This window comes from Streptomyces sp. NPDC031497, from assembly GCF_055580905.1.
On sequence record NZ_JBVIKO010000009.1, the window covers coordinates 328,388 to 340,867 of the forward strand.

Sequence of the window (12,480 nt, forward strand, 5' to 3'; positions counted from 1 at the left end):
GTCTGGCGGCCGCCTTGACGGCCGATCTCGGGCGAGAATAGCATTCTCATTCGGAGAGACTGAGATTATCGAGAGCCCCCTCCGTACAAGCGACTGGAGGACCAGACCCCATGGCGCACTTCAAGAAGCCCGAGGCGGGCAGCTGGACCGCACACCTCAAGATCGACACGGAGCCGGTTTCGTACGAGGACTCGATCTCGCCCGCGCACTACGAGCTGGAGCGGGCGGCCATCTTCAGGCGCACCTGGCTGAACGTCGGCCGGATCGAGCAACTCCCCAAGCGCGGCAGCTACTTCACCAAGGAGCTGGACGCGGCGGGCACCTCGGTCATCGTGGTGCGCGGCATGGACGACGAAGTGCGCGCCTTCCACAACGTGTGCCGGCACCGCGGCAACAAGCTCGTGTGGAACGACTTCCCGCGCGAGGAGACCAGCGGGGTCTGCCGCCAGTTCACCTGCAAATACCATGCCTGGCGCTACGACCTCGAAGGCCGACTGTCCTTCGTCCAGCAGGAGCAGGAGTTCTTCGACCTGGACAAGTCGCGCTACGGGCTCAAGGGCGTGCGCACGGACGTCTGGGAGGGGTTCGTCTTCGTCAACCTCGATCCCGAGAACACCACCGGACTGCGTGAGTTCCTGGGCGAGTTCGCCAAGGGCATCGAGGGCTACCCGTTCCACAAGATGACCCAGGCGCACAGGTACCGGGCGGAGATCGGGGCCAACTGGAAGCTGTTCATCGACGCGTTCGCCGAGTTCTACCACGCGCCGATCCTGCACGCCGGCCAGTACGTCTCCGACGAGGCCCGCAAGATCCAGAAGTACGGGTACGAGGGCCTTCACTACGACATCGACGGCCCGCACAGCATGGTCTCCTCCTGGGGCGGCATCGCCCCGCCGCACGACCGCGCGATGGTCAAGCCCATCGAAGCCGCGCTGCGCAGCGGCCTGTTCGGGCCCTGGGAGGCGCCCGACATCGGCCTGACGACCGAGCAGCTCCCGCCGGCCGTCAACCCCACCCGGGACCCGCGCTGGGGCATGGACTCGTTCGTCTTCTTCCCCAACTTCATGCTGCTGATCTGGCGGCCGAACTGGGTGCTGACATACCACTACTGGCCGACCTCGTACAACACGCACATCTTCGAGGCGACCTGCTACTTCGTCCCGCCGGAGAACGCCTTCCAAAGGCTCCAGCAGGAGCTGGCCGTCGTCTCCTTCAAGGAGTACGGACTCCAGGACGGCAACACCCTGGAGGCGACCCAGACCATGCTGGAGTCGCGTGCGGTGGGGGAGTTCCCGCTCAACGACCAGGAGGTGCTGCTGCGTCATCTGCACGGCACCGCCCGGCAGTACGTCCGCGAGTACCAGCAGCGCGCCTGCGGCGCCCCGGCCGCGAGCTGACCCGAGGAGACCGAACCATGGCCACCGTCTTTCCTCCCGAGTTCGCCGCGCTGGAACCCTTCGCCGACTGGGCCGTCCCCACCGAGAAGGCCCGTTACGCCAAGCGGATCGCCAGCACCATGGACGAGCTGGACGCCTTTTACGCCACCGCGTACCCGCTGCTCGCCTCCGGCACGGAGTACCTGCGGAACGTCTCCATGACGGACATCTCCGAAGCGGACAAGCACCTGCTGTGGGTGTTCTGCGCCCTGGTGACCGTCGCCTTCTCGGTCGAGGCATGGCGCCAGCCCAGGGTGCCCGACACGGGCGCGGCGAGCATCGACGCCGTCGTCGAACCGGCGGTGTGAGCCGGATGCGAGCCGTTCGCGCGGTCCGTGCCGTGCATGCCGCCCGCGTGTTCCGCGTGTTCCGCGGCTTCTGCGTCCTCCGCGTCGCGGGAGGCGCCTGATGCCCCGGCCGCGCGCCCCGCAGCCTCCCGTGCGGCTGCGTGCCGCCCGCATGCTCGATGTCGACAAGGGCGAACTGGTCGAGCCGGCCGACCTGTTGATCGAGGGCGAGCACATCACCGCGGTCGGCCCGGCGACGGTCCCGGCGGACACCGTCGTGCTCGACCTCGGTGACGTCACCCTCCTGCCCGGCCTGATGGACATGGAGGTCAACCTCTTCCTCGGCGGCCCCGACCACCGCAGCCCCCTCATCCCGGTCCAGGAGGACCCGGCGGTGCGTACCCTGCGCGCGGTCGCCAACGCGCGCCGCACCCTCCGGCACGGCTGGACGACCGTCCGCAACCTCGGTCTGTTCGTGCAGACCGGGGGCGTGCTCCTCGATGTCGCGCTGAAGAAGGCGATCGACCTCGGCTGGGTCGACGGCCCGCGGATCGTGCCCGCCGGCCACGCCGTCGCGCCCACCGGCGGCCATCTCGACCCCACCATGTTCCAGGCGTTCGCCCCCGGCGTGCTGCCGCTCACCGTCGAGGAGGGCATCGCCGATGGCGTGGCGGAGGTCCGCAAGGCGGTCAGGTACCAGCTCAAGTACGGCGCCCGGGTGATCAAGGTGTGTGCCTCCAACGGCGTCATGTCGCACACCGGCCCGGCCGGCGCCCAGCAGTACTCGGACGAGGAACTGCGGGCCGCCGTCGACGAGGCGCACCGGGCGGGGGTGAAGGTCGCGGCGCACTGCATGGGCGACACCGCGATCCGGGCCGCCGTCGAGGCCGGCATCGACTGCATCGAGCACGGCTTCCTCGCGAGCGACGCCACCCTCGACCTGATGGCGGAACGCGGCACCTTCCTGGTCGCGACCACCTGTCTCACCGAGGCCATGGACACCTCCCAGGCCGATCCGGAACTCCGGGCCAAGGCCGCCGAGGTCTTCCCGCGCGCCCGCGAGTCCACCACCCGGGCGATCCGGCGCGGGGTGAAGATCGCCGTCGGCACCGACGCGCCCGCCGTCCCGCACGGCCGGGGCGCCAGGGAACTGCTCGCCCTGGTCGACCGCGGCATGCGCCCCCTGGACGCGCTGCGCGCCGCCACCGTCGTCGCCGCCGACCTGATCGCCGCCGACGACCGGGGCCGCCTCGAACCCGGCCTGCTGGCCGACGTCATCGCCGTACCCGGCGACCCGCTGACGGACATCGGGGTGACCCAGGACGTGCGGTTCGTGATGAAGGGCGGCCAGGTGTACCGGAACGAGGGCGCCCAACAGTAAAGGGGCCGGGGGGACGGGAGGGCGGCGACTCGGACCGGAGCCGCCGCTCTCCCGTGCCGTATCGGACCGGAGCCGCCGGTCTCCCGTGCCGTATCGGACCGGAACCGCCGCTCTCCCGAATGCCGAACGGTGCTCACACCTTCCGCGTGATCCCGCCGTCGACCCGGACGATCGCACCGGTCGTGAAACTGGACGCGGCACTGGCGAGATGCAGCGCCAGGGGCGCCACGTCGTCCGGCTGACCGAGCCGGCCCAGCGGCACGAAGGACGGGTCGAAGTCCTCCGCGGCCCAGGCCTGGTGGGCGTCGGTGAGCACCGGCCCCGGGAGAATCGCGTTCACCCGGACCTTCGGGGCGTACGCCTCCGCGAGCCCCACCGTGAGCGCGTTGAGCCCCGCTTTGGCGCAGGCGTACGGCAGTTCGTGGACGCTGGCCATCAGCGAGCCGGCCGTACCGATGTTGATGATCGAGCCGCCGCCGTGGTCCGCCATGTGCTTCGCCGCGAGGACCGCCAGCCGGAACGGGCCCTTCAGATTCACCGCGAGCGTCTTGTCGTACAGTTCCTCGCCGACCGCGTCGAGACTCTCGTACGGGGGTGACATCCCCGCGTTGTTGACGAGCACGTGGAGGCCGCCCAACCGCTCCACCGTCTCGGTGACCAGCCGCTCGCAGTCGTCCCAGCGGCCCACATGGCAGGCGATCCCGACGGCCCGCCGCCCGGTCGCCGCCCGCACCTCCTCGGCGACCGCCCGGCACACCTCACCCTTCCGGGAGGCGACCACCACATCGGCGCCGGCCTCCGCGAGCGTCCGCACGATGGCCCGCCCGATGCCGCGCGAACCGCCGGTGACCACGGCCACCCTGCCCGTCAGGTCATGAAGCTCCGCGAAGGACGTCACGACGTCAGCCTTTCCGTATCAGGGTCAGCAGTTCGCGCCGCAGCAGCTTCCCGGTGGGCGTGTACGGCAACTCCTCGCGGAAGACGACCAGGTCCGGCGTCCTGGACCCGCGCAACCGGGAACGCACCCAGCCGCGCAGGCCCTCGGCGTCGACGGCCGCGCCCTCGTGGACGACGACGAAGGCCACGATCCGCTCGCCCCACTCCGCGTCCGGCACCCCGACGACCGCGGCCTCGCGCACCGCGTCATGGCGCAGCAGCACGTCCTCCACCTCGGCGGGAGCGATGTTCTCGCCGCCGCGGATGATCGTGTCGTCGGCGCGGCCCTCGACGAACAGGTAGCCGGCGTCGTCGAAGTGGGCGAGGTCCCGGGTGCGGAACCAGCCCTCCGCGTCCAGCAGCGCGGCAGCCCCCTTGTACTCGCCGGACACCTGCGGACCGCGCACCCACAGCTCACCCGAGGAACCGGCGGGCAGCACGGCCCCGCCCGCGTCCCGGACCTGCGCCGCCACCCCCGGCACCGTCCGTCCGGCCGACCGCAGCCGGGCGCGCACCGCGGGATCGTCGGAGGACAGGGCGGCGCGGTGGTCGTCGGGACCCAGCAGCGCGATGGTGGAGCTGGTCTCGGTCAGGCCGTAGGCGTTGGTGAACCCCGTGCCGGGGAAGGCCCGCAGGGCGGCCTCCAGCACCGTGTGCGGCATACGGGCACCGCCGTAGGCCAGCGCCCGCAGCGTCGGCACCTCGGCCGGACGGCCGTCCAGGTGCTCGACGACACGGGCCAGCATGGTCGGTACGACCATGGTCGAGGTGACCCCCTCGCGACGGACCAGCTCAAGCCAGGCTTCCGGTGCGAAGGCGCCGAGGTGCACCATGCGGCGGCCCGCGTAGAGACTGCTCAGCACGGAGCCGACGCCGGCCACGTGGTACGGCGGGACCGAGGCGAGGACGGTGTCGTCCGGGGCGGCGGACGCGAACTCCACGGTCCCCAGAACGTAACTGGTCAGGTGCCGGTGGCGGAGCACGGCGGCCTTGGGCGCGGCGGTGGTTCCGCTGGTGAACAGCAGCACCGCCGGGTCGTCGGCCGCGCCCTCCAGGCCCTCGGCGGGCTCGGCGGCCAGTCCCTCGGCCAGCAGACCCTCCGTACCGCGCACCTCAGGCCCCGCCCCGGCGAACACCCCCACGAAGGCCTCGTCCGCGACGACCAGTGGCTTGTCGGTGTGCTCCAGCAGGCCCGTCAACGCCGCTGCCGAAAGACGGTAGTTGACAGGAACCAGCGGGACACCCGCCAGCGCAGCTCCGAACAACAGCACCGGAAAGGCAGGGCCGTTGACCCCTGCGAACACCAACTCCCGCGCCCCGGACCGATGGACCACAGACGCGACTCCGGCCGCGCTGCGCCGCAACTGCGCACAGGTCGTCCCCGCACCACGCGGCCCGATCGCCACCCGGTCCGGATCGCCCGCCACGGCCATGTCGAGCAGCATCGCGATGTTCACGGCACACCCTTTCTTCCGCTCCCCGACTGTGAACGATATTCTACGTATAGGAAAACCTCATTCTCCATAGTCGTGCATAGTCGTGCTGTGCTGTGTGTCAGGGGGCCGCGTGGATTTCGAGCTGACCGAGCAGCAGGAGGACATCCGCCGGGGCGTCCGCGAACTGGCCGCCTCCTTCGGGCCCGGCTACTGGGCCGAGCAGGACGAACGGGCCGAGTTCCCCTGGAGCTTCTACGACGCCTTCGCCAAGGCCAGCTGGCTCGGGATCGCCGTCCCCGAGGAGTACGGCGGCGGTGGACTCGGCGTGCTGGAGGCCTCCCTCCTGCTGGAGGAGGTGGCCGCCTCGGGTGCCGGGATGAACGGTTGCAGCACCATGCACCTGACCATCTTCGGCCTCAACGTCCTGGCCCGGCACGGCAGCGAGGCGCTCCGCCGCGAGATCCTCCCGCACGCCGCCACCGGAGACCTGCATGTCTGTTTCGGCGTCACCGAACCCGACGCCGGCACCGACACCGCCAGCATCGCCACCTTCGCCCGCCGGGACGGCGACCACTACGTCATCGACGGCCGCAAGATCTGGATCACCAAGGCGGGCGACTCCCAGAAGATGATTCTCCTCGCCCGCACGACCCCGCGCGACCAGGTGGCCAAGCCGACCCAGGGCATCTCGGTCTTCCTGGTCGACGTCGACCGGGCGGCGATGGACATCCGGCCGATCCCCAAGATGGGCCGCAACGCCGTCGCGTCCAACGAGGTCTTCATCGACGGCCTGCGCGTCCCGGCGAGTGCCCGCATCGGCGCGGAGGGCGAGGGATTCCGCTACCTGCTGGACGGCCTGAACCCCGAGCGCATCCTGCTCGCCCACGAGGCCCTGGGTCTGGGCCGGGCGGCCCTCGACGCGGCTACCCGGTACGCTCGCGAACGGGTCGTCTTCGGCCGTCCCATCGGCCGGAACCAGGGCATCGCCTTCCCGCTCGCGGAAGCCCTGACCCGGCTCGACGCCGCCCGGCTGATGGCCCGCAACGCCGCCTGGCGCTACGACCGGGGGCTGGCGTGCGGCCGTGAGGCCAACATGGCCAAGTTCCTCTGCGCCGACGCCGGTTTCCAGGCCGCCGACCGGGCCGTGCAGACGCTGGGCGGCATGGGGTACGCCCGCGAGTACCACGTCGAGCGGTACTTCCGTGAGGCACGGCTGCTGCGGCTCGCGCCCATCAGCCAGGAGATGGTGCTGAACTACGTGTCCCAGCACGTGCTGGGACTGCCCAGGTCGTACTGAGGACGGCTTCGGTGCGCACCGATCGGGCGGCCTGCCAGGCCCCCGCGGGCGGCGGGAAGCCCGCGTCGGGGCGGACGCGGGCTTCGGTTCGGCCGGGTGCCCGGACGGACCGGGCGGCTGCGCGCCCAGGCCCGAAGGAAGCTTTCTTCAGGACTCGCGGCTGGGATCGCACAACACCATGACCGCGCGGGCGACGAGTTCCCCGGCGCCGCCCAGTTCCTGACGGTAGCGGCCCGTGATGCCGCGTACGGTCTCCGCGAAGGCCGCGTCGGCGGCACGGGCGCGGGCCGGGGGCGGGAGCTCCTGCGCCATCGCACGGCGACGGGCGAGCAGCGCGATGATCTCCTCGTCGAGACGTTCGAGCCGGGCGAGTGACAGATCCGCCGTCGCATCGGTAGCGGGGTTCGTCGTCACGAAAGATCTCCGTTCTCCGAGGACGGGGTCCCGGTCGTGGTTCCCGTCCGCCTTCACCGCAGGTGGTCCTTCATCACTTTGCCCGTGGCGTTCAGCGGCAACTCCTCTCGGAATTCCACGGACCGCGGCACTTTGAACCCGGCCATGCGCTCACGGCTCCACGCGATCAGCTCCGCCTCGGTCACCGGCCCGTGCCGGACGATGAACGCCTTGCCGACCTGGCCCATCCGCGCGTCCGGCACGCCGATCACCGCGACCTGGGCGACCGCGGGGTGGCCGAGCAGGAAGCCCTCGATCTCGGCCGGGTAGGCGTTGAAACCGCCGACGAGGAACATGTCCTTCTTGCGGCCCACGATCCTCAGGTGTCCCCGCTCGTCCAGGGTTCCGAGGTCGCCGGTGTGCAGCCAGCCGTCCCCGTCGATCGCCTCGGCGGTCGCCTCGGGGTCGTCCAGGTAGCCGCGCATCACGCTGTAGCCGCGGACCAGCACCTCGCCGTCGTCGGCGATGCGGATCCGCACGCCGTCGCAGGGGGTGCCGACGGTCGTCGCGATGTCCTCGAAGGAGTCACCGGGGCGGGACGCCGTCACCGTGCCGGCCTCCGAGAGGCCGTAGCCGGTCATGATCGACCGGAAGGGGAGTTCGTCGCTGATCCGGCGGACGAGGTCGACCGGGATGTCGGCCGCGCCGGTGACCGCGCACCGCAGCGAGGACAGGTCCCGGTCGCCCTTCGCATGTGCCTCCAGGAGGGAGTGGTAGAGGGTGGGCGGCCCGGGAAGCATCGTCACCCGCTCCCGCTCGACCAGATCGAGCACCCGGTCCACCTCGAAGACCGGCACGGGCAGGATCGTGGCCCCCCGGATCAGGGAGGTGATGCACCCCGCCTTGTACCCGAAGATGTGGAAGAACGGATTGACGATCAGATAGCGGTCGCCCTCGCGCAGATCGGCCAGGTCGCACCACTCCGCGTACAGACGCAGCGTCTGGGCGTGTGTCATCAGCACGCCCTTGGGGCGGCCCGTCGTCCCCGAGGTGAAGACGATGTCCGCCACGTCGTCGCCGGTCACCTGCCTCTCGAACGGTGAACCCGCCGTCAGGAAGCCGGACTTGAGGTCGATCACGGGCACATTGGGAGGCCCGTTGAACTCCCTTCCCAGGAACCCCTGTTGGACGAGTACCGCCTTGGCTCCGCTGCGTACCACGATGTCGTGTGCCTCGGCCTCCTGGAACCGGGTGTTGACCGGGACGAGCACCCCGCCGGCGGTCAGCAGCCCGAACGCGGCCACGATCCACTCGGCGGAGTTGGGCGCCCAGACCGCCACCCGGTCCCCCCTGCCGACCCCCAGCGCGGCGAAGGCGCCCGCCGCCACCCGTACCCGCTCGGCGAGTTGGGCGAAGGTGAGGCGCAGCGGGCCGTCGACGACCGCCTCCGCGTCACCGAAGCGGTCGGCCGCGCTGAGCACCATCCGGGGGATGGTCTCCCACGTCCTGCGAGGGGCCATGTCAGGCAGGGATCAGCCGGGACAGGTTGCCGCCCATGATCTTCGCCTGGTCGGACCGGCTGAGACCCTGGATGGCGTCGACGTACGAGGTCGGCTGGGCCAGCCCCTCGGGATGCGGGTAGTCCGAGCCGAACAGCACCCGGTCGACGCCGATCAGGTCGACCAGCTCGCCCAGGTCCTCCTCGTAGAACGGGCTGACGTGGATGCTGTTCCGGACCGCCGCCACCGGGTCGCCGAGGAACTGCTCGGGCATCTTCTTGTAGACGTCGGCGAGCTGGTCGAGCAGCGGCGCCACCCAGGAAGAGCCGTTCTCGATCAGCGCGATCTTCAGTTCCGGGAAGCGGAACAGCGCCCCGTGGCACACCCAGGACGCCACCGCGTCCTGGATCGGCCGCCACTCGCTCACCTGACGGAAGGCGTTCGACTTGAACGGCAGCATCTCGGCGGTGGTGCCCTCCCAGTCGTTGGTGTACCGGGAGTACCCGCTGTCGGACGAGTGCATCGCCACCAGCACCCCGGTCTCCACGACCCGCTTCCAGAACGGGTCGAACTCCTCGAGGGCGAAGGACCGCGAGCCGCCGTACCCGGGCACCGGAGCCGGCCGGACGAGGATCGCCCTCGCCCCGCGCTCTACCGCCCAGTCGAGTTCCGCGATCGCCTTCTCGACGATCGGCAGGGTGATCACCGGGGTGGTGAAGATGCGGTCCTTGTAGTTGAACGACCAGGTCTCGTGCAGCCACTCGTTGAGCGAGTGGATGACGGCGTGGATCAGCTCCGGGTGGTGCCGCATCCGTTCCTCGATCAGGCTCGCGAGGGTCGGGAACATCAGGGTGCGCTGCACGCCGAGTTCGTCGAGCAGCTCCAGGCGCGGACCCGGTTCGCGGTAGGCGGGGATCGAGCGCATCGGCTCCCCGAAGATCTCCCGGCGGGTCTTGCCGTCCGGGTTGCCCACCCGGAAGTACTCCTCCATCGCGCCGGGGCGGGCGACCACCTCGAAGGTGGGGTTCGGGATGTACTCGCTGATCCGGCCGAGGATCGCGATCTTCGTACGGCCGCGGACCTGCACGTACTCGATGGCTCCCGCGTACCGCTTCGGGAGGAACTTGGTCAGCGCCTCCTCGGTCTCGTAGAGGTGGTTGTCCGCGTCGAAGAGCGGATACGGCAGCGCACGCGACGGCATGAGACCCTCCTTTGCGAATTGCGAGAATCGTATTCTCTTCAGATGCGGGTGGCAATGTCCTGTCGGAGCCGGAACTTCTGCACCTTGCCGCTCGCCGTCCGCGGGAACTCGTCCACCTCGTGCAACTCCTCCGGCCACTTCTGCCGGGCCAGCCCCGCCCCCTCGAAGTGGGCGCGCATCTCGGCGAGGCCCGGCAACGGGTGGCCCGGCAGCATGCGCAGGAACCCCGCCGCGTGTTCGCCGAGCCGGGTGTCCGGTGCGGCCACGACCGCGGCCTCCGCCACGCCCGCCATCGTGAGGAGCACCTCCTCGACCTCGGCCGCGCTGATGTTCTCGCCGCCCCGGATGATCAGGTCCGCCTTGCGGCCGGTGATCGTGAGATAGCCGTCGCCGTCCAGCTCGCCGGTGTCGCCGGTGCGGTACCAGCCCTCCGCGTCGAACGCCCGGGCCGTCAGGGCCGGATCGGTGTAGCCGAGGCACAGGTCCGGGCCCCGGCTGAGGATCTCGCCGTCCCCGGCCAGTCGTATCTCGACGCCCGGCAGCGTGGTGCCGTCCGTGAACAGTCGCTTGGGCTCGGGCGCGTCGTGCCGGGACGAGGTGATCGAGGGGTGCTCGGTGCTGCCGTACGCCCGGAAGACCCGGATCCCGAGGCCGGCCAGCCGGGTGGTGACGGCCGCCGGGACGGACGCGCCGCCGAGCCCCGCGTAGCGCAGATACCGCAGATGGCCGGTGGTGAAGTCGGGGTGGTCCAGGAGGCTGGTGACGTAGTACGGCGCCCCGCCCCCGATGTGGAGCCGGTGGCCCGTCATCAGCCGCAGGGCCGCGGCCGGGTCCCAGATGTCGGTCAGGTGGACGGGGGTGCCGTCCAGGACGGGGATCAGGAACGCGTTGACCATGCCGATGAAGTGGCCCACGGGGGCGGCGGTGAGCTGGCTGCCGCGGTCGGGAGGGTAGCTCGCGGCGAGCTGGCGGGTCTCGTGGCCGAGGGTCTGGTGGCTGTGCACGACACCCTTCGGGTCGCGGGTGGTGCCCGAGGTGAAGGCGATCAGGGCGGGGGCGGCGGGGTCGGCCGGCAGCGACCCCGGCAGCGGTGCGTCGCTCAGCAGCTCCTCGAAGTCCCGGCCCACCACGCCCACCACCGGCACGTTCGCGCACAGCTCCGGCCGGAACTCCATCCGGCCGAACCGCTCGGCGGTGACGAACACACGCGGCCGCGCGGAGTCCAGGATGTAGCCGACCTCCTTGCCGCCGTAGAAGTGCACGATCGGGACGACCGCCGCGCCGAGGAACGCCGAGGCCCAGAACACCGCGGCGGCCTCCATCCAGTTGGGCAGCTGGAAGGCGACCGTGTCGCCGGGTCCCACCCCGCGCTCCCGCAGCCCGCCCGCGAGCCTGCGCGCGACCTCCTCGACGTCCCGGAAGGTGCCGGTCCAGGGCCGGGCGGCCGAATGGACCCGGAACTCGGTCTCCGGCGCCGCCGCCAGACCCCGGGTCAGCAGCTCACCGATCGTCTCCCTGGTCCACCAGCCCTCGGCCTCGTAACGCTCGGCCAACTCCACGGGGATCTTTCGCATCTGCGGCTACCTCCACTGCGACGGGCGGCTCTTCGAGGCATCGGGCTTGCGGCGATCAGCGGCGCATACGCTATTCTCGTCATAGGAGAATGCCAATATCCGTTGGGGGAAATGGCGTGATCGACCTCGAACTGGACGACGGCGTGGCCGTCCTCACGATCGACCGCCCCCACGCCCGCAACGCCATCTCGCTCGCCACGATGGACGAGCTGGACAAGGCGCTCGACGCCGCGGCGGGCGCGCGGGCGCTGGTGATCAGGGGAGCGGGGGACCGGGCGTTCGTCTCCGGGGGAGACCTCAGGGAACTCGCCGCGGTGCGCACCGAGGACGAGGCGGCGGCCATGGCCTGGCGGATGCGGGGCGTCTGCGACCGGATCGCCGGCTTTCCCGCCCCCGTCGTCGCCGCCCTCAACGGCCATGCCCTGGGCGGTGGCGCGGAGGTGGCCGTCGCCGCGGACATCCGGGTCGCGGCCGACGGCGTCAGGATCGGGTTCAACCAGGTGACCCTCGCGATCATGCCCGCCTGGGGCGGCGCCGAGCGGCTCGCCGCCCTGGTCGGACCTGGCAGGGCCCTGATGCTCGCGGGCACCGGCGCCGTGCTCGACGCCGCCGAGGCGCAGCGGCTCGGACTGGTGGAACGGGTGGTGCCGCGCGCCTCCTTCGAGGCGGAATGGCGCTCGCTGGCGCGTTCCCTCGCCACCGGCCCCGCCGCGGAGATCAAACGCGTGGTGGGCGGCGGCACGTCGGCGGACGAGGCGGTGCGCGCCTTCGCCCGGCTGTGGGCCGCCGACGCACACTGGGAGGCCGCGGACCGCGTACTGAACCGAGGCAGGTGACCCGCCCGGCCCCGGGGCCCGTCTCGTCACCGCGACATCATCGGGCGCGCGGCGGACGGGAGCGCCGGTGCGGACGCGCTGGCTGGGTCACACGGGGGTGCGGACGCGCCGGCTGGGTCACACGGGGGTGCGGACGCGCTGGCTGCGTGCGCACGGCCGGAACCGGCCCGCGGGCGCCGTGCGCCCGGCGCGGCACCCGCGGAA

General features: G+C 71.2%; 11 protein-coding genes. 5 read left to right on the plus strand and 6 right to left on the minus strand.

Features of this window, described 5'->3' with window-relative positions; genetic code table 11:
* The first annotated feature begins 110 nt into the window (after nucleotides 1-110).
* The 3 genes from ACZ5K7_RS21445 to ACZ5K7_RS21455 all read left to right on the plus strand — a co-directional run bounded on the left by ACZ5K7_RS21445 (nucleotide 111) and on the right by ACZ5K7_RS21455 (nucleotide 3,104).
* Complete coding sequence (locus ACZ5K7_RS21445; RefSeq protein ID WP_468915311.1) at nucleotides 111-1,397, plus strand: aromatic ring-hydroxylating oxygenase subunit alpha; 1,287 nt, start codon at nucleotides 111-113, stop codon at nucleotides 1,395-1,397.
* 17 nt (nucleotides 1,398-1,414) lie between these two features.
* Nucleotides 1,415-1,744, plus strand: coding sequence for a hypothetical protein (locus tag ACZ5K7_RS21450; protein WP_351713200.1), 330 nt, complete (start codon nucleotides 1,415-1,417; stop codon nucleotides 1,742-1,744).
* 100 nt (nucleotides 1,745-1,844) lie between these two features.
* Nucleotides 1,845-3,104 carry a metal-dependent hydrolase family protein gene (locus ACZ5K7_RS21455; RefSeq protein WP_468915313.1) on the plus strand — a complete coding sequence of 420 codons (1,260 nt, stop codon included), beginning with the start codon at nucleotides 1,845-1,847 and terminating at the stop codon, nucleotides 3,102-3,104.
* Nucleotides 3,105-3,237: 133 nt separating this feature from the next.
* On the opposite strand, the gene ACZ5K7_RS21460 is transcribed toward ACZ5K7_RS21455, so the two are convergent.
* Both ACZ5K7_RS21460 and ACZ5K7_RS21465 read right to left on the minus strand, forming a co-directional pair.
* Nucleotides 3,238-4,002 (minus strand): SDR family NAD(P)-dependent oxidoreductase, encoded by a 765-nt coding sequence (locus tag ACZ5K7_RS21460; RefSeq protein ID WP_468915315.1) that lies wholly within the window; start codon nucleotides 4,000-4,002, stop codon nucleotides 3,238-3,240.
* A gap of 4 nt (nucleotides 4,003-4,006) precedes the next feature.
* Nucleotides 4,007-5,497 (minus strand): class I adenylate-forming enzyme family protein, encoded by a 1,491-nt coding sequence (locus tag ACZ5K7_RS21465; RefSeq protein ID WP_468915317.1) that lies wholly within the window; start codon nucleotides 5,495-5,497, stop codon nucleotides 4,007-4,009.
* Nucleotides 5,498-5,606: 109 nt separating this feature from the next.
* On the opposite strand from ACZ5K7_RS21465, the gene ACZ5K7_RS21470 reads away from it, so the two are divergent.
* The gene (locus tag ACZ5K7_RS21470; protein ID WP_468915319.1) at nucleotides 5,607-6,773 is read left to right on the plus strand and encodes an acyl-CoA dehydrogenase family protein; all 1,167 of its coding nucleotides are present in this window, start codon (nucleotides 5,607-5,609) and stop codon (nucleotides 6,771-6,773) included.
* A gap of 147 nt (nucleotides 6,774-6,920) precedes the next feature.
* On the opposite strand, the gene ACZ5K7_RS21475 is transcribed toward ACZ5K7_RS21470, so the two are convergent.
* The 4 genes from ACZ5K7_RS21475 to ACZ5K7_RS21490 are packed head-to-tail and all read right to left on the minus strand — an operon-like array spanning nucleotide 6,921 to nucleotide 11,440.
* Nucleotides 6,921-7,187 (minus strand): hypothetical protein, encoded by a 267-nt coding sequence (locus ACZ5K7_RS21475; protein ID WP_351713210.1) that lies wholly within the window; start codon nucleotides 7,185-7,187, stop codon nucleotides 6,921-6,923.
* Nucleotides 7,188-7,240: 53 nt separating this feature from the next.
* A complete protein-coding gene (locus ACZ5K7_RS21480) occupies nucleotides 7,241-8,686 on the minus strand; it encodes a FadD3 family acyl-CoA ligase (protein WP_468915321.1) in 1,446 nt (481 codons plus the stop codon).
* A 1-nt stretch (nucleotide 8,687) separates the two neighbouring features.
* Nucleotides 8,688-9,866 carry an amidohydrolase family protein gene (locus ACZ5K7_RS21485; protein WP_468915323.1) on the minus strand — a complete coding sequence of 393 codons (1,179 nt, stop codon included), beginning with the start codon at nucleotides 9,864-9,866 and terminating at the stop codon, nucleotides 8,688-8,690.
* 38 nt (nucleotides 9,867-9,904) lie between these two features.
* A complete protein-coding gene (locus tag ACZ5K7_RS21490; protein ID WP_468915325.1) occupies nucleotides 9,905-11,440 on the minus strand; it encodes an AMP-binding protein in 1,536 nt (511 codons plus the stop codon).
* 116 nt (nucleotides 11,441-11,556) lie between these two features.
* Between ACZ5K7_RS21490 and ACZ5K7_RS21495 the strand changes: the two genes are divergently transcribed.
* Nucleotides 11,557-12,276 carry an enoyl-CoA hydratase/isomerase family protein gene (locus ACZ5K7_RS21495; protein ID WP_468915327.1) on the plus strand — a complete coding sequence of 240 codons (720 nt, stop codon included), beginning with the start codon at nucleotides 11,557-11,559 and terminating at the stop codon, nucleotides 12,274-12,276.
* Nucleotides 12,277-12,480 lie beyond the last annotated feature (204 nt).

Excerpts from the sequence above, each read along its gene's own strand:
- ACZ5K7_RS21490 (WP_468915325.1), bottom strand. The coding sequence starts at position 11,440 with ATGCGAAAGATCCCCGTGGAGTTGGCCGAGCGTTACGAGGCCGAGGGC.
- ACZ5K7_RS21450 (WP_351713200.1), top strand. The coding sequence starts at position 1,415 with ATGGCCACCGTCTTTCCTCCCGAGTTCGCCGCGCTGGAACCCTTCGCC.
- ACZ5K7_RS21455 (WP_468915313.1), top strand. The coding sequence starts at position 1,845 with ATGCCCCGGCCGCGCGCCCCGCAGCCTCCCGTGCGGCTGCGTGCCGCC.
- ACZ5K7_RS21480 (WP_468915321.1), bottom strand. The coding sequence starts at position 8,686 with ATGGCCCCTCGCAGGACGTGGGAGACCATCCCCCGGATGGTGCTCAGC.
- ACZ5K7_RS21485 (WP_468915323.1), bottom strand. The coding sequence starts at position 9,866 with ATGCCGTCGCGTGCGCTGCCGTATCCGCTCTTCGACGCGGACAACCAC.
- ACZ5K7_RS21445 (WP_468915311.1), top strand. The coding sequence starts at position 111 with ATGGCGCACTTCAAGAAGCCCGAGGCGGGCAGCTGGACCGCACACCTC.